The 16,155-nt window shown below is 71.1% G+C and carries 13 protein-coding genes; 4 read left to right on the top strand and 9 right to left on the bottom strand.

Annotated features, from left to right (window positions below; translation table 11 throughout):
* Positions 1-30 precede the first annotated feature (30 nt).
* Both O7621_RS07815 and O7621_RS07810 read right to left on the bottom strand, forming a co-directional pair.
* On the bottom strand, positions 31-2,244 hold the full coding sequence (locus O7621_RS07815; protein ID WP_282233396.1) for a bifunctional glycosyltransferase family 2 protein/CDP-glycerol:glycerophosphate glycerophosphotransferase: 2,214 nt from the start codon (positions 2,242-2,244) through the stop codon (positions 31-33).
* Positions 2,241-4,289 carry a DUF5941 domain-containing protein gene (locus O7621_RS07810; RefSeq protein ID WP_282233395.1) on the bottom strand — a complete coding sequence of 683 codons (2,049 nt, stop codon included), beginning with the start codon at positions 4,287-4,289 and terminating at the stop codon, positions 2,241-2,243. Before O7621_RS07810 ends, O7621_RS07815 begins: the two co-directional genes overlap by 4 nt.
* Positions 4,290-4,728: 439 nt before the next feature.
* Here O7621_RS07810 and O7621_RS07805 point away from each other — a divergent pair, with 439 nt between their 5' ends.
* On the top strand, positions 4,729-4,935 hold the full coding sequence (locus O7621_RS07805) for a PspC domain-containing protein (RefSeq protein WP_123607371.1): 207 nt from the start codon (positions 4,729-4,731) through the stop codon (positions 4,933-4,935).
* A gap of 46 nt (positions 4,936-4,981) precedes the next feature.
* Here the strand turns inward: O7621_RS07805 and O7621_RS07800 are convergent, their stop codons facing one another.
* The 7 genes from O7621_RS07800 to pdxH form a co-directional block, all read right to left on the bottom strand.
* Entirely contained in the window at positions 4,982-6,979 is a 1,998-nt protein-coding gene (locus O7621_RS07800; protein ID WP_282233394.1) for an arabinofuranosyltransferase, read from the bottom strand.
* Positions 6,980-7,048: 69 nt separating this feature from the next.
* Entirely contained in the window at positions 7,049-8,275 is a 1,227-nt protein-coding gene (locus O7621_RS07795; RefSeq protein WP_282233393.1) for a glycosyltransferase family 2 protein, read from the bottom strand.
* Positions 8,276-8,503: 228 nt separating this feature from the next.
* A complete protein-coding gene (locus O7621_RS07790; protein WP_282233392.1) occupies positions 8,504-9,280 on the bottom strand; it encodes a DUF4230 domain-containing protein in 777 nt (258 codons plus the stop codon).
* A gap of 118 nt (positions 9,281-9,398) precedes the next feature.
* Complete coding sequence (locus tag O7621_RS07785) at positions 9,399-9,710, bottom strand: type II toxin-antitoxin system VapB family antitoxin (protein WP_282233391.1); 312 nt, start codon at positions 9,708-9,710, stop codon at positions 9,399-9,401.
* A 171-nt stretch (positions 9,711-9,881) separates the two neighbouring features.
* Complete coding sequence (locus O7621_RS07780; protein ID WP_282234490.1) at positions 9,882-10,502, bottom strand: nitroreductase family protein; 621 nt, start codon at positions 10,500-10,502, stop codon at positions 9,882-9,884.
* Entirely contained in the window at positions 10,502-11,467 is a 966-nt protein-coding gene (locus tag O7621_RS07775; RefSeq protein ID WP_282233390.1) for an aldose 1-epimerase family protein, read from the bottom strand. Before O7621_RS07775 ends, O7621_RS07780 begins: the two co-directional genes overlap by 1 nt.
* A gap of 85 nt (positions 11,468-11,552) precedes the next feature.
* Positions 11,553-12,212, bottom strand: coding sequence for a pyridoxamine 5'-phosphate oxidase (gene pdxH, locus O7621_RS07770; RefSeq protein WP_282233389.1), 660 nt, complete (start codon positions 12,210-12,212; stop codon positions 11,553-11,555).
* A 199-nt stretch (positions 12,213-12,411) separates the two neighbouring features.
* On the opposite strand from pdxH, the gene O7621_RS07765 reads away from it, so the two are divergent.
* From O7621_RS07765 to sepH, 3 genes are all read left to right on the top strand, one after another.
* Complete coding sequence (locus tag O7621_RS07765; protein WP_282233388.1) at positions 12,412-13,518, top strand: citrate synthase 2; 1,107 nt, start codon at positions 12,412-12,414, stop codon at positions 13,516-13,518.
* 157 nt (positions 13,519-13,675) lie between these two features.
* On the top strand, positions 13,676-14,803 hold the full coding sequence (gene serC / locus O7621_RS07760; RefSeq protein ID WP_282233387.1) for a phosphoserine transaminase: 1,128 nt from the start codon (positions 13,676-13,678) through the stop codon (positions 14,801-14,803).
* A gap of 275 nt (positions 14,804-15,078) precedes the next feature.
* A complete protein-coding gene (gene sepH, locus O7621_RS07755) occupies positions 15,079-16,143 on the top strand; it encodes a septation protein SepH (RefSeq protein WP_282233386.1) in 1,065 nt (354 codons plus the stop codon).
* Positions 16,144-16,155: the final 12 nt, after the last annotated feature.

Here is a 16,155-nt window from a genome sequence, read left to right as displayed (position 1 = left end):
CGACCACCGTCCGTCCGCCCCGATCCGGGATCAGCTGGCGGCCGGCGATGCCGGCTCGCCGAGCAACGCGCGGCGGACCACCCGCTCGGCGGCGTGCCCGTCGTCGAGGTGGCAGAACCGCCCCCGGAACTGGGTCCGGGCCTTGGCCGCGGCGTCGTCGTCGACCGCTCCGGTACGGAACACGTCCAGCAGGTGGCCGAAGGTGGTGGCGACCGCTCCCGGAGGTTCCGCGGTGATGTCGAAGTAGACGCCGCGCGCCATCGCGTACGCTGCGGCGTCCGGCGCGTAGATCACGATCGGTCGGTCCAGGATCGCGTAGTCGAACATCGCCGACGAGTAGTCCGTGATCAGCACGTCGGCGGCGAGGTACAGGTCCTCGACCACCGGGTGCGCCGACACGTCCCGGACCCGGCCACTGGCCGGGGCGTTGGGCGCCCGGCCGGTCCGCTGCCGGTCGTGGAAGTAGTGGCTGCGGATCAGCAGCCAGGCGTCCGGGCCGAGGACCTCGGCGAAGGCGTCGGCGTCGAAGTCGGGCCGCCAGCCGGGCTGGTGTTCGCGGTGGGTCGGCAGGTACAGCACCACCCGCTCGCCGGGAGCGATGCCGAGCGCCTCCCGGGCCGCGGCCACCTCGGCGTCGGTGGCCAGCGCCAGCCGGTCGTTGCGTGGATAGCCGGTGTCCAGCGATTCGAAGCTGGCCGGGTAGGCGCGCTCCCACATCTGGGTGGAGAAGTGGTTGGCACTGACGCTGTAGTCCCACCGGTCCACCCGGCGCAGCAGCAGGGAGAAGTTCATCGAGGTGGCACCGATCGGGTGCCGCTGCTGGTCCAGGCCCATCACCTTGACCGGCGTGCCGTGGTGGGTCTGCACGTGCACGGAGCCGGGCCGCTTGCGCACGTAGTCGGGGAAGTTCACGTTGTTGATCAGCCACTTCGACCGGGCCAGGGCCCGGTAGTAGCCCCGGGTGCCGGCGACGACGTACGGCACCCCGGGCGGCATGCTCGGGGCCCGGTCCCGCCGGACCACCCAGACACTTCTGATCTGCGGGGCGATCTGCGCCGCCTTGGCGTGGATCGCCGCCGGGTTGCAGCTGTAGCCCCGATACCAGTACGCGGCGTACAGCGCCAGCGACTCGTCCATCGGCAGCCGCAGCTGCAGCCGGTAGTAGCCACGCAGCAACGTCCGCCGGCCGATCCGGGCCAGGCTGATCAGCCGCCGCTTGACCGGCCGACCGAACCGTCGGGTGACCGAGGGCAGCTTCTTGCGGGCCTGCTGGCCGACCCGCAACGCTGCGAAGGTACGCCACCGGTTGGCGGCCAGCAGCCGCCGCTTCAGTCCTTCCACGCCGTCCGGCTCGGGGTAACCGCCGGCCGGCAGCCGACGCTGGTAGTCGGCGTGTGCCCGGGCGAAGAACTCCCGGTGCAGCTCGCGGGGGAGCCGACCGCCGTGTCCCAGCACCATCAGGTAGTGGGAAATCATCAGACCGAACAGCTCGGGCCGGACCGGATCGGCTTGCGGGCCGCGGGCGTCCAACCAGTCGAAGGTGTGGCCCCAGTGGTCGAACATCTCGAAGTGCCGGGCGCTGCGGGTCCGGGTGATCGCCCCGGTGCGGCGCTGCCGGTAGTTGACGCACGCCCGGTCGAGTACGGTGATCCGCTCGGCCGCGACCAGCAGCGGGAAGGTGAACGAAACGTCCTCGTACCAGCCCGTCTCGAACCGCAGCCCGAGATCGACCAGGAACTCCCGGCGGGTGACCTTGTTCCAGGCGGTGTGCAGGACCTTGAGCGTCTCCGGTCGGGTCCGTACGTCGAACACCTCGGCACCGGGCGAGGTCGGGAACGCCTGACGGAGCGCGCTACCCGCCTGGTAGTTGTTCCAGAACACCCGTACGTGGTCGACGATCAGCACGTCGGGGGTGGTGTCGCGGAGCCGGTTGGCGACCGCCCGCAGCGCACCGTCGGTCAGCCAGTCGTCGCTGTCCAGAAACCAGACATACTCGCCGGTCGCCGCGTCCAGGCCGGCGTTTCGGGCCTTGCCCAGGCCGACGTTGGCCGGCAGCGACAGCACGGTCAGCCGGGGGTCGCGGGCGGCGTACTCGGCGAGGATCTGCCCGGAGGTGTCCGGCGAGCAGTCGTCGACCGCGATCACCTCGACGTCGGTGAACGACTGCCCGAGGATGGAGTCAAGGCACTCCCGCAGATAGCCCTGCACCTTGTACACCGGCACAACGATACTGATCAACGTCATCGGTCATCACCTGCGATCGTGCCGGCGGGGCGGCCGGCGGGGTGGAGGGAGGGAGCCGGGCCAACCGGCATGGCCGGCGGCCGGCGGGGTGCCGGGATCCGGGCGACGGCCCCCGGCGGGCGGTGATCCGCTGCTCGATCCGGCGCCGCCGGCCGATGATCGATCACCGCAGTCACGAGGAAGTGCAGCATCAGGTAGCCGGCGAACGCGGCGACCACACCGGTGGTCACCGCGACCGGGTCGACCGTCGCGGGCAGCCCTGCAGCGAGCAGCATCGGTCCGGCAGCGGCGGCGGCGAGCAGCAGTGTTCGGCCGTCCCAGCCGAGGCTCCACCGGCGCAGCGGTGGTCCGTCGAGCCGTTTCTCCAGCCGGGCGGTCAGATCGTAGTGGTGCAGGGCGAGGATCAGCAGCAGCCCGTAGGTGACCGCGGCCGGCACGCCGGCGACCACGCCGGCCGCGACGACGAAGAGAAGCTCGGCCGCCCGCAGCGCCGCCGGCACCAGCCAGTCGAGCGCGCCGGTGGCCGGCCGGGCCGCGCTGGCCGAGCCGGTCGCCAGCACGGCCGCCGCGCCGACGAGAACGGCACCGGCACCGGCGAACACGCCGGTCGTGGTCAGGGCCAGCAGGATCGCGGCTGTCCCGGCGGCGGCCACCGCGAGGGGCAACTGCCCGGCGGGGGACCGACCGGTCAGCAGACCGGCGATCCGACCGGCCAGGAAACCGTCGTCACGGTAGTTCGCGGTGTCCACCGCCGCCAGTACCGGGACCCGCATCGACCGGGCCCGCAGGGTCCGCAGGCCCGCCGTCCAGATGGCCGCGAGCAGCCCCCAGCCGAGTACGGCCCACAGGCTGACCAGCGGGCCGAACAGCGCCACGGTGACGGCGATCAGCGCCCACCGCTCGCCGATCGGAAAGACGATGGTCCGTTTCGCCCAGTAGATCGGCGAGCGCGGCCCGGCGAGCACCCGATCGGAGGCCTGGCTGAGCCGGTTGCCGAGCCCGCCCGCCGACGCGCCGGTGACCGGTCGGCCCGGCGTCCGGTGGGCGGCTTCGTCGTGCAGCGCCCCGTACCAGGCGTCGGTCATGTGCCGGACGGTCTGCAACACGATCGCTGCGGTGGCCAGCACCCATCCGTCGGTCGCCCACCCACCGGCCAGTCCCGCCTGGTGCACACCGACGCCGAGCCCCGCGTAGACCAGGTACTCCTTGCCCCGGTCGGCGATGGTGTCCAGCCAACCGCCGAACGCGCTGAACCGGCCGGTGTAGCGGGCCAGCTGGCCGTCGACGCAGTCGAGCACGAAGCCGAGATAGAGCAGGACCGCGCCGAGCAGCAGCAACGGCCGGTCACCGACGGCGAACAACAGCGCGGCGGCGGCGGCGAACGCGACCGAGATGGCGGTGACCCCGGTCGGGCTCAGCCCGATCCGGGCCGCGAGCTTCGCGACCATCGGTGACCAACTGCTCACGAAGTAGGTGGCGAACAGGTCGTCCTGTTCCTTCACCACGAGTCGCAGGCGGGCCCGGTCGGGGTCGACGGCACGGATCCGGGCCTCGGCGTCAGACAGACCCACCGGGTCGGCCACCCGCCGGGCCACCAGGTGCCGCAACGGGTACGCACCGACGACGGCGCCGTCGGCGACGAACTCGGCGAGGATCGCGTCCAACGGGTGGGTGCCCGGGGGCAGCAGCCGCCGGGTGGCGGCGGTCCGGGCCGCCGTGGCCAACGCGGACAGGTCACCGACGCCGACCCGCAGTACGCCGCCGAAGAGCGGAAGCGGGCCGGCGCCGGCCGGACCGGTGGCGACTTCGATGATCCGGCCGCGCAGCGCGCTGACGGCGGCGGCCTGACCGCCGCCGGAGCCGTCCGCGGCGGGCAGCAGCAACGCCCGGGTGGACTCGGCCGGCGCCACGGAGAGGATCCGGATCACCTCGGTGTGGGCGACGACGTCGGTGGCGCACAGCAGGACCGGCCCACCGGCCCGCTCGACGAGGTCGGCGACGCCGGCCGGTTCCGCCGTCCGCACCTCGGCCGCGCCGACCGCCACAAGCTGTTCCCGGAGGTGATCGTCAAGCGACAATCCGCTTGCGGTGCGCAACTCTCCGGCATCGACGCTGGTAGGGGTAGCAGAAGCCCGGTTCGCCGAAATTAGGATCGCCAGTGTCACATTCGCGCGCTTCCGTCTAGACGAGCGCGCGAGGCGCTCCGAGGGGTGTCGTCGCCCGAGCGCACCGACGAAGGTGGGGGCAGCGTCAGCGTGGGCAACGCCGGCAAGATTAGCAGTCGGTGAACAACGCGGGTAGCTCGCACGTCCGCGAGATGACGCCACCTGGGCGCGGCCCCCTGAATGATCTTGAATCGGTCAGGGTAACGCCGTACGGGAGCCACGCCGCGAATCGGTCCGTGGACCGAGGCGACCGCCTCCCGGCGTACCTACCGTGGAACGTGGCGGACCGGCCAGCAAACGACACCCGAAGGAGCGTCCGATGAGCCGCAAACTGGTACGTCCCCGCAACGGACGGATGATCGCCGGCGTCTGCGCCGGGCTCGGCCAACGGTTCGGCATCTCAGCGGGAATGGTGCGGTTGATCTTCCTGCTCTCACTGCTACTGCCCGGCACCCAGGTGATCATTTACCTGGCGCTGTGGATCGTGATGCCGAACGAGGACCGTAACCTCGCCACGTCGTACTGAGCACCCGTCCCGGGCACCCGCCCGCCCCGGCAACGGCCGACCACGGTCACCGACGGACCGAGACCACTACCTGTCCCGGCAGGTCGTCGCGGACCACCCAGTACCGCGGGTCGAACTGGTCGCGATGGAACCGCAGGTCCCGCCAGATCAGCTCGTCACCGTCCCGGGTCAGGACGAAGACGTCGATCGGGCCGAACGCGGTCGCCGCAGATTCGGCGGCGAACGCCGCCGGGTCCTCCTGGTCGGCCAGATCGCGCAGCTCGGCCCGGCGTTCGTCCCACCGGGACAGGGTGCCCGCCGCAGTCCGGTCGTTGCTCAGGTAACCGGGCCACGGCAGGTACGAGAAGAGCCGTTCGTCGACGCTGAGGGTGACTCGGTCCGGGTCCGGCCCGGTGACCTGCTCGACCGCTCGACGTACCGGCTCGACCGGGAACCAGTCGGCGCGGCCGGTGTCGGGCGCGTACCGGGGATGGCCGCCGCCGGGCAGCGGCTCGGCGTGCGCGGCCGCCGCATACCCCGAACCGGAGCCGTTGGTGCCCGGCATCCAAGTCGTGGAGTAGACCGGCACCGCCCAGGCCAGCAGCACCGCCAGTGGCACGCCGGCCAGCCCGACCGGCGGGCTGATCCGCAGCCGACGCAGCAGCAGCGGCACCGCGTGCACCAGGGTCAGCACCCCGGCGACGGCCAGTACGACGCCGTACAGCCGGGCCGTGTAGTGCGCGAAGGCGGTGTGCCCGGTCAGCACGAACCGCACCAGCGACAGCAGTCGGTAGGCGAACGCACCGGCGGCGATCAGCAGCAGCGGCCGGGCCCACCAGGTCGACCGGATCAGCCACACCGAGCCCACCAGGCCGGTCAGCTGCAGGCCACGCAGCGGCAAGTCACCCCGGTCCAGGAACGGCAGCAGACCGTCGAGATAGTACGGCGACACGAACAGGTCGGAAACCAGTTGTCCGCCGCCGCCGGTGGTCAACGCCCACAGGTACGGCAGCACGTACCACGCCGACGAGACGGCGGCGACCGCCGCGACCAGCAGCAGCCGCCGCAGGTACGCCCACCGGTCCGGCTCGGCCCGCCAGGCCGACCCGACGATCACCGCGAGGCCGAGCGCCGCGTAGACCAGCCAGGCCTGGTAGAGCACCACCAGCAGACCCCCGAGCAGCCCGCAGGCCAGCCAGTGCAGCCGGCTGCGAGGCGGACGGGTGAAGGTCTCCAGCACCCACGGGATGAAAACCATCAAGGCGAGGACCTCGTACGCCTTCCGCGGGTCGGACCAGGCCAGCACCGCCACGCAGGAGATCGCCAGTGCTGTCCAGGGCCCCACCTGGCGGCGCCACAGCAGGAAGCCGACCAGCACCGACGCCGAGACGAACAGCACCTCGGCGTCACCGAGCAACCGCCAGGCCGGCTGGTCGAGCAGCACCGCCGCCCGGCCGACCAACCAGGCGTACAGCGGCGGGTACTCCGACGGCAGCCCGGGCACCGTGGTGTCCGCGCTGGCCACGGTGACCGTGTACCGGGTGGCGGTGGCGGTCATCCGCAGCATGTCCCCGGACAGGCCGCCGAAGCCGAACGGGGTGCCGTACAGCGCGGCCCGCAGGATCAGCGCCAGCCAGGCCGAGGCCAGGCCGGCGCTGACTCCGGCCAGTGCCGGCATCGCGGTGGGCTGCCATCGCCCGACGGCGGCAGCGGCCAGTCCGCCGAGGCAGACCAGCAGCAGGCCACTGGCGACCGGCAGCGCCCGACCGGCCACCGTGAAAGGGTCGGCGCGCGCCACCGACGGCAGCACGACCGCCACCGGTGTGGCCACCAGCCAGGTCAGTACGGCGAGCAGCCCCGGCCGGCCGGCCAGTGCCGAAAACCGGCTGGCCCGGGGCCGACCCGGCCCTGGCCCTGACTCCGGTCTACGAGATCCGTCCGGATTGTCCTGCTCCGGGATCCGGCCCGATGCCGTCCGGCCTTGCGAGCCTGACGCCCGGCCGGGCGAACCGACCTCCCGGCCGGACGGCTCGCCAGCGCCGGCCGGGGATGTCTCGACAGTCATGGTGCTCCGCGGAACCGTTCGTTGTCGTGACGCGCGCCGGCCGTGTCGTGCATCGGCGGGCCGTCCTGGTCAGTGGGTGCTGACGACCAGCGGGCCGGGCTCCGAGATCTGCTGATCGGCCACGGCGACGGAGACCCGCCGCAGGCTGAGCAGGCTGGAGAAGAGCCCGGCGAAGATCAGTGTCGCGCCGAGGCCGATCGCGGTCGAGGAGGGCAGCACTACCCGCATGGTGTCACTCGCGTCCTGGGCGCCGAAGCCGGTCGCACCCCAGGTGGCGACCGCCAGGATGGTGCCGGCCAGACCCAGCAGGATCAACGCGATCCCGCCGGCCGTGCAGGTCTCCAGTCTGACGTACCGGCTCCACCGGTCGGACTGTCGCAGGTCGGTGATGCCCTCGTATCTGCCGTAGATCAGCGCGAACGCTCCGAAGAGCAGCAGCTGTGCGCCCGCGAGCATGGCGAGACAGGTGTAGACGAGGGTGCTGACGTCGAAACCGATCCCGCCGACGACCAATGGGCCGACGGCCAACGTGACGGTGCCGATCAGGCCGACCGTGAACAGCACCGCACCGGGCCAGATCAGCATCTTCCGGGGGGCGAACACCAACAGGAACCGCAGGTGACGCCAGCCGTCCCGCCAGGTCCGCAGGTGGGGCGGCCGGCTCCGGCCGTCGGGGCGCAGGGTGGTCGGCACCTCGGTGATGTCGTAGCCGTTGAGCGCGGCCCGGACGACCAGTTCGGAGGCGAATTCCATGCCCGGCATGCACAGTTGCAACTGCCGGACCCGGTCCCGGTTGAACCCACGGATCCCACAGTGAAAATCACCCACGTTCAGGTTGAACAGCCGACGGCCCAGCCAGGAGAGCACCGGGTTGCCGAGATGGCGGTGCAGAAACGGCATCGCGCCGTCGGCTATACCGCCACGGAACCGGTTCCCCATCACCACGTCCCGACCGCGCCGCAGTTCATGAATGAAGGGTCCAAGGTCGGAAAGGTCGTACGAGTCGTCGGCGTCGGCCATGATGACGTACCGACCGCGGGCCTGCTCGACGCCGTTGATCAGCGCTCCGCCGTAGCCGCGCATGGGGGCGTGCGACACCCGGGCACCGGCGCGCACGGCGATTTCCTGTGAGCCGTCGGTGGAGCCATTGTCGCTGACCAGGACCTCGCCCCGGACCCCGAGCTCATCGAGGGACCGGCGGGCCTTGCGGATGCACACCTCCAGCGTCTCCGCCTCGTTCAGACACGGCAGAAGGACAGTGACCTCGACCTCGTCGTTGCGCACCGAACGCGCCATGGGTGCACCCCCGAATTAGAGACTGACCACAGTCAGGCCGCCGTACCAGTCATGAGTCAATTTCATTTTCTGGCCCGCCATTTCCCGCGCGGATCCGGCCCTCAACTGCACTCTAGCGCGCCCCACGCGGAACGAGTGCCCACCCCTGGACAGAAAACGCCGGACCGAAGGATGATTCGGTCCGGCGGATCATCACCCTTCACGGGCGGTTCTAGCCTACGAAAATGGCTATGGCGTCACAAAGGTGACTGAGATCTCCTCGTATCCCAGAGAGCGCAGCAGCCCCGTCAGCATCTTGCGGGTGTTCTCCTCGGCCCGCCCAGCGATCCCGCTCTCCCGGGCGGCGGCCGTGATCCGGTCCTCGGCCAACCGGTAGACCTGCTGCCGCCGGTTCGGGTCACCGCCGAACACCTCACCGAGACGGTTGAGCAGGCCACGCTCCTCGGCGAAGACATAGCTGTTGTCGAGATTGAGATCCGCGTCGGTCAACTGCGGGGCCGGCAACTTGATTTGCGCCGAATAACCATCCTCAGAGACAGATATGGCTTCCTCGCCGATTTGCCCGAAATCGACGTATGCCTCGACCGTTCCGACCCCGACGAACAGGGTTCGTTCGTTAAGCAGGAAGTCGGGCACGTACCGTCGGTCCTGCTCGAGGTCGACGACGACCTGGTAGTTGCCCTCCGCCGCGACGAACCGGCTGAGATCCTGGATCGACTGCAGCACCGGCGGCTGGGTGCGATCGGTCTCCTGTTGGGCGAAGGGGTTGCGCCAGTTCGGCAGCAACCCGGCGGCCTGGGTCGACAGCAGCAGCACCACGACCAGGCCGACGATGGCGGCGAGCCCGAGCAGCCCGCGCCGACGTCCGCCGGACTCCGCCGGCGGCTTAGCCGGCTCGACCGGCTCCGGCGTACCGTCGGGATATTCCGGAAATTCCCGAGTAGGAGTGTTGACATCGCCGCTACGGGACATCCACATCACCGTCCTCACCAGACGCCGGCCCACCGCCGGGACGTCTGGATTCACCGTACGGCCCCGGTACGACAACCGCATCCGGAGCCGGCCGGCGGATCATCGCGCCCGGCGGACGAATCGGGCCGGCAGGCAGGGCCGGGCCGGCAGATCAGCCGGCGACCCGCTGCTGGATGAGCAGGTACACCCGGGCGTGAATCTGGTTGCGCTGCTGAAGCGCGGCCCGTAGGGCACGGTGCAGGCCGTCCTCCAGGTAGAGACCGCCGTTCCACTGGACCACGTGCGGGAAAAGGTCGCCGTAGAACGTCGAGTCCTCGGCGAGCAGCTTGTCCAGCGCCAGCTCCCGCTTGGTGGTGATCAGCTGATCGAGCCGCAGCGGGCGGGGCGGAATCTCCGCCCACTGCTTCAGGGTCAGACCGTGCTCAGGGTAAGGACGACCGTCCCGCACCGCTTTGAAGATCACGACGGCGCGCTCCTCCCATGTCGCCTACCGAACCGTCTGTCTGTCGAACCGCCACCCGCCGGCCGGACGCCACCGTACGCCGGCACGTCTGCCAGCGTAGCGACCTGCCGCGACCAATCGGAGCGATCCTGTGGCCCGTACCGCAGCGTCACCGCCCGCAACCGGTCCCGGTCAACCGTTCCACCGGCCACGATGAACCACCTCGTCGACCGGACGGCGACCGCGACGCAGCGACGGGGAACGCGTGTCGGGTGCCCGGTAGCCGACGGTGATCGCACCGATCGGGACGAACTCGTCCGGCACGCCGAACGCCTCCCGGAAATTCGGTGTGCGCTCCGGCGGGATACCGAAGAAGCAGGCTCCCAGCCCTTCGTCCACGGCGGTCAGCAGCATCAGCAACGCCGCGAACCCGGTGTCGATGTGCCAGTACGGCACCGGCCAGCGCGCCTCGTCGCGGTCGGTCCAACCCTTGTCCGGCTGGGCATACCGGTCCAGGTACGCCGACCGGTTGGCGTGCGGGACGATGATCAGTGGCGCCTGGGTCATGCCGGCCAGCCAGCGGCTGCGCCGCTCGGTGTCCGGGTCCGCCGCCACCGGGGTGGTCGCCGCCCAGAATGCCGCCCGGTCGTCCGGCCGGTCCAGCACCAGGAATGCCCAGCCCTGGGAGAACCCGGCCGACGGCGCGTGAATGGCGTGCTCCAGCAACCGGTTGACGATCTCGGGCGGTACCGGGCGGTCCGGATCGTAGTTGCGGACCATCCGCCGCCGACGTACCGCGTCGCGGAACTCCATCACCGGCCCTCCGGTCCCGGTCCCGCCGGCTCCTGCCCTGCCCGGATGCCCCAGCTCGCCTGCCAGGTCTCGGCCGGCGCCAGAACGATCAGATCCCGCCCGGACCGGAACGCGTCCGGCGGGCAGGTCATCGGCTCGACCGCCACCGACCGCCGGTGGCGCGGCTCCGCCAGAGTGTCCCCGCTGAACAACTGCCACCAGCCAAAGGCGGCATCGGCCCAGATCGTCACGCCTTCCGATCCATCCTGGTTGGACAACCGGACCGCGGAGCCGCCCGAAGAATCCCGGTCAGGATCGCCGAACGCGGTGTCCAGCACCACCGGACCGATCCGCCGCGGCTTGGTGAAGTCGTACTCGCCACCGGCTACCTTGGCCGCACCGATCGGCAGCAGTCGGCCGTCCACCAGCAGCCGGCTGCGGGCCGGCAGGTGCAGGGTCAGGTCGTCGACGGCGGTGTCCGGCAGCCGCAGGTACGGATGGGCCCCGAGCCCGAACGGTGCCGGCTCGGCGCTGGCGTTGGTCACCTGATGGGTCACCCGCAGTCCGTCGGCGCCGACCGCCCAGCGGGTACGCAGCACCAGCGACCACGGGTAGCCGGGTTGTGGGAAGAGGGTGCAGCCGACCACCACTTCGTCCGCTGTCTTGCTGATCAGTTGCCAGGGCAGCCAGCAGACCAGCCCGTGCAGCGCGGTGTGCCGGTCCGGCTCGGACAGGTGCAGCTGCCGGGTGACCTCGGCGAAGGTGTAGCGGCCGTCGCGGATCCGGTTCGGCCACGGAGCCAGGACCTGGCCGGCACTGCCGACACAGAGCTCGTCCTCGGCGTACCCGTCAACGTAGTCGACCCCACCGGCGCGGTACGCCCGCAGCCCGCCACCCACCTCGACCACGACGGCCTCGTGCCCGTCCGCCGCGATCGTCCACTGCGCTCCGGACGGCGGGCCCGGACGTGCATCGACGTTGTCCATGCGGCGACGATAACGGTTCAAACCAGCTCGCGGGTCACCCGCCGACCAATGATCCACAATAGCTAAGAGTAAATTAAAGGTTGCGCTACGGCGCGATCCGCTCGATCGACCAGCCACCGCCGGCATCCCGGCGGTACCGCAACCGATCGTGCAGCCGGTCGGCCCGACCCTGCCAGAACTCGACGGTCCACGGCGTGACCCGCAGGCCGCCCCAGTGCGGCGGCGGTGGCACCACGGTCGGCTCCGGGAACCGCCGCCGGGCGGCGGCCAAACCGGCGTCGACCGCCGCCCGGTTCGGCACCACCTGCGACTGCGGGCTGGCCCAGGCGCCGAGCTGGGAGCCGCGGGGCCGGGTGACGAAGTACGCCTCGGTCTGCGCCCGGGGGACCGGTGCCACCACCCCACGTACCTCCACCTGCCGGGACATCGCGAACCATGGAAAGAGCAGGCTGACCGAGGGATTGGCGGTGGCCTCGGTGCCCTTGCGGGACCGGTAGTTGGTGAAGAAGACGATTCCCGTCTCGTCGTACCCTTTCATCAGCACCGTCCGGGTACTCGGTCGCCCATCGACGTCGGCCGTGGCCAGCACCATCGCATTAGGCTCGGGCAACCCGGCCGCCACCGCGTCGGCGAACCACCGGGCGAACTGGGTGTGCCAGTCGACGGCGAGGTCGCGGCGACGCAGTTCCGGGGCACCGCGATAGTCACGACGCGGCAGACTCGGTCGTGGTGTGTCTCCGGTCACGTCGCTCTCCTGAACTAGGGCTACCCCTGGCACCGAACTTACGCTGGGTACCCACCAGGCACGAACAACCGGTCACCCACCGGGCACGAACGACCAGTCACCGCAGCACACGGACGTCAGTGAAAGCCGTTCAGGGCAGCCTGCAGCAGTTCTACCCGGCGCTCGGGCAGCACCGCCAAATCCCCACCAGGAGAGCCACATGTCCGACTTCAAACCGGGTCTCGAAGGTGTGATCGCATTCGAGACCGAAATCGCCGAGCCTGACAAGGAGGGCGGTGCCCTACGGTACCGCGGCGTCGACATCGAGGATCTGATCGGACAGGTCTCCTTCGGCAACGTCTGGGCACTGCTGGTCGACGGCCGGTTCGGGCCGGGTCTGCCGCCCGCCGAGCCGTTCCCGGTGCCGGTGCACTCCGGCGACATCCGGGTGGACGTGCAGTCGGCGGTCGCCATGCTCGCCCCGTACTGGGGGCTGTCCCAGCTGCTCGACATCTCCGACGAGCAGGCCCGCGCTGACCTGGCCCGGGTGTCGGTCACCGCGTTGTCGTTCGTCGCCCAGTCGGCCCGCGGGCTCGGTCTGCCGGCCGTGCCGCAGAAGGAGATCGACAAGGCGCAGACCATCGTCGAGCGGTTCATGCGCCGGTGGCGAGGCGAACCCGATCCCCGGCACGTCAAGGCGGTCGACGCGTACTTCATTTCCGCCGCCGAACACGGCATGAACGCCTCCACCTTCACCGCCCGGGTGGTCGCCTCCACCGGAGCCGACGCCGCCGCCTGCATCTCGTCGGGCATCGGCGCGCTCTCCGGGCCGCTGCACGGTGGTGCCCCGTCCCGCGTGCTGCACATGATCGAGGGCGTCGAGCGCAGCGGCGACGCCGAGTCGTACGTCAAGGGCGTGCTCGACCGCGGCGAACGGCTGATGGGGTTCGGTCACCGGGTGTACCGGGCCGAGGACCCGCGCGCCCGGGTGCTGCGCCGCACCGCCAAGGAGCTCGGCGCGCCCCGCTACGAGGTGGCCGAGGCGCTGGAGAAGGCCGCTCTGGAGGAGCTGCACAACCGCAAGCCGGACCGGGTACTGGCGACCAACGTCGAATTCTGGTCGGCGGTGGTGCTCGACTTCGCCGAGGTGCCGGCGCACATGTTCACCTCGATGTTCACCTGTGCCCGGATGGGCGGCTGGAGCGCTCACATCCTGGAGCAGAAGCGGCTCAAGCGGCTGGTCCGCCCGTCCGCCCGGTACGTCGGCCCGCAGCTGCGCAAACCGCAGCAGGTCGCCGGCTGGGACGCGGTCCCGCACGACGTCTGATCCGGCACCGGTCCGGATCCGGTACGGATTCCACCGGCACCGGCCCGGGGATGTGGGACACGCCTCAGTCGTAGACGTGGGACCACACCCCGGGGCCAGCCGGTCGGGTGCAAGGATTGGTCGACCCGTAGCGCCTCTGGAAGGACTGCTGACCACCGTGGCTGACGTTGCGACCATCCGCATCCCAGACGAGATCAAGCCCGCCGACGGCAGGTTCGGCTGCGGCCCGTCGAAGGTCCGCCCGGCAGCCGTCGAGGCGCTGTCCGAGGTCGCCACCAGCTACCTGGGCACCTCCCACCGGCAGCGCACCGTCCGCGACGAGGTGGCCCGGCTGCGGCGCGGCATCGCCGAATTCTTCGCGCTGCCCGATGGCTACGAGGTGATTCTCGGCAACGGCGGTACGACGGCGTTCTGGGAGTTCGCCACGTTCGGTCTGGTCCGCGACCGGGCGCAGTTCGCCAGCTTCGGCGAGTTCGGGGCCAAGTTCGCCAAGGCGGTACGCGACGCGCCGTTCCTCGGCGAGCCGACGGTGCACAAGGCCGAGCCGGGCAGCGCCCCGGCCCTGGTCGCCGAGGCGGGCGTCGACGTCTACGCGACGCCGCACAACGAGACCTCCACCGGGGTCGCGGTGCCGATCCGGCGGGTCGCCGGGGCCGACGACGGCGCGCTGATGCTGGTCGACGCCACGTCCGGCGCCGGTGGCCTGGAGGTCGACCCGACCGAGACCGACGTCTACTACTTCGCCCCGCAGAAGTGCTTCGGCTCGGACGGCGGCATCTGGCTGGCCCTGATGTCGCCGGCTGCCCTGGACCGGGCCGCCCAGGTGAAGGCGTCCGGCCGGTACATCCCGGCGTTCCTGGACCTGGTGACCGCGATCGACAACTCACGGTTGGAGCAGACCTACAACACCCCGGCACTGGCGACGATCTTCCTCGCCGCCGAGCAGACCGACTGGATGAACGCCCAGGGTGGGCTGGCCTGGGCGGCGAAGCGGACGGCGGAGAGCGCGGCGGCGATCTACGGCTGGGCTCAGCGGTCCGCGGTGGCCACCCCGTTCGTCACCGATCCGGCACTGCGGTCGAACGTGGTGGCGACCATCGACTTCGTCGACGGAGTGGACGCCGCCCAGGTCGCCAAGGTACTTCGGGCCAATGGCATCGTGGACACCGAGCCGTACCGCAAGCTCGGCCGCAACCAGTTGCGGGTGGCGCTGTTCCCCGCGATCGACCCGGCCGACGTCGAGGCGTTGACCGCCTGCGTCGACTTCGTGATCGAGCGACTCTGAGGCATATCGGGCGATAAGGCCGGTTCGGTGTTGATTGTCGCCGAACCGGCCGGTCTGCTCTAGGATGACGATCAACCGCTGACCATCCGTGATCGCCGACGCTCGATCACCGTCCGCCACCGACCCGCCCAGCCGGACGGATCGGGGCAGCTCACTCGACATGCCCGGCGTGGCCTACTCCCATCGGGTGGCATATCGGCGTACCGTGTGCGGAGGACGTCGCGGGCGGGTCGACCTTGCGGCGTGGGGCAGCTCAGCGGGACGGAGGCAACGCGATGCGCCCGGTACGCTTCGTCGCCCTCTCCGAGGACGGTCAGGCCCTGGTCCTCGCTGACGAGGTCGGCCGACTGCTCGCCCTACCGATTGACGACCGCGTCTCCACCGCCGTGCAGGCGGACCCGGACAGCTCGACCACGTTGACGGTGGCCAGCCAGCCCGGTGATCCCCAGCCGTCGCTGTCTCCCCGGGACATCCAGGCCCGGATCCGGTCCGGCGAGTCGGCCGACGACGTCGCGCGGATCGCCGGAGTGCCGGTCGACCGGGTGCTGCGCTACGCCGGACCGGTGCTGCAGGAGCGGGCCATGCTCGCCCAGCACGCCCGGCGTACCAGGCTGAAGAACTCCGACAAGGGTGCCCCGCTCGCCGAGGTCGTCGACGGCCGGCTGGCCCAGCACGGCATCGACGCGGAGAAGATCTCCTGGGACGCGTACCGGCGCGACGACGGCACCTGGCGGATCATCGCCACCTGGCCGTCCGGCAAGGCCACCGCCCAGGCCATCTGGGAGCTCGACAAGAGCCGCCAGGTGATCTCGCCGCACGACGACATGGCGCAGTACCTCTGCACCGAGCGGCCCACCCAGATCCTCGGTCAGGAGCCGGCGCCGGAGCGGGGCGGGCACGCGCTGCCCGGTCCGTCGCGGGCCGAGCCGGGCCGGGGTGGGCACGGCCTCCCGGCTGCCCCGGGTGACCAGCCACGACCCAGCCGGGACCCGATCCGGGCCGGGCGGGACGCGTTGCTCGCCTCGCTGGACCGACCGCTCGGTTCGGCGGCCGGTCGCGGCCTGGAGCCGGCGGCCAACGCCGAGACGCCCCGGCAGCGGCCGGTGGCCGGTGGTGCCGCCGCCCTGCTCGGCGGCGGCGCGGGTTCCGCCTTCGACGACGATGCCGACGCGCCCAAGGAGGTCCCGGCGGTGCCGTCCCTGGCGGTGCTGCGGCCCCGGCGCGCCGCGTCCGGTGCCACCGAGACCCCGGCCGACAGCTCCGGCAAGCCCCGCAAGCGACTGCCGAGCTGGGACGATGTCCTGTTCGGTAGCGGCCCGGCCGACCGCGCGAGCTCCTGACCCGTCGGCGGC

This window comes from Solwaraspora sp. WMMD937, from assembly GCF_029581175.1.
In the GTDB taxonomy this organism is placed as follows: domain Bacteria; phylum Actinomycetota; class Actinomycetes; order Mycobacteriales; family Micromonosporaceae; genus Micromonospora_E.
Note: the sequence above shows the minus strand (reverse complement) of the source record. Positions and strands in the feature narration are given on the sequence as shown.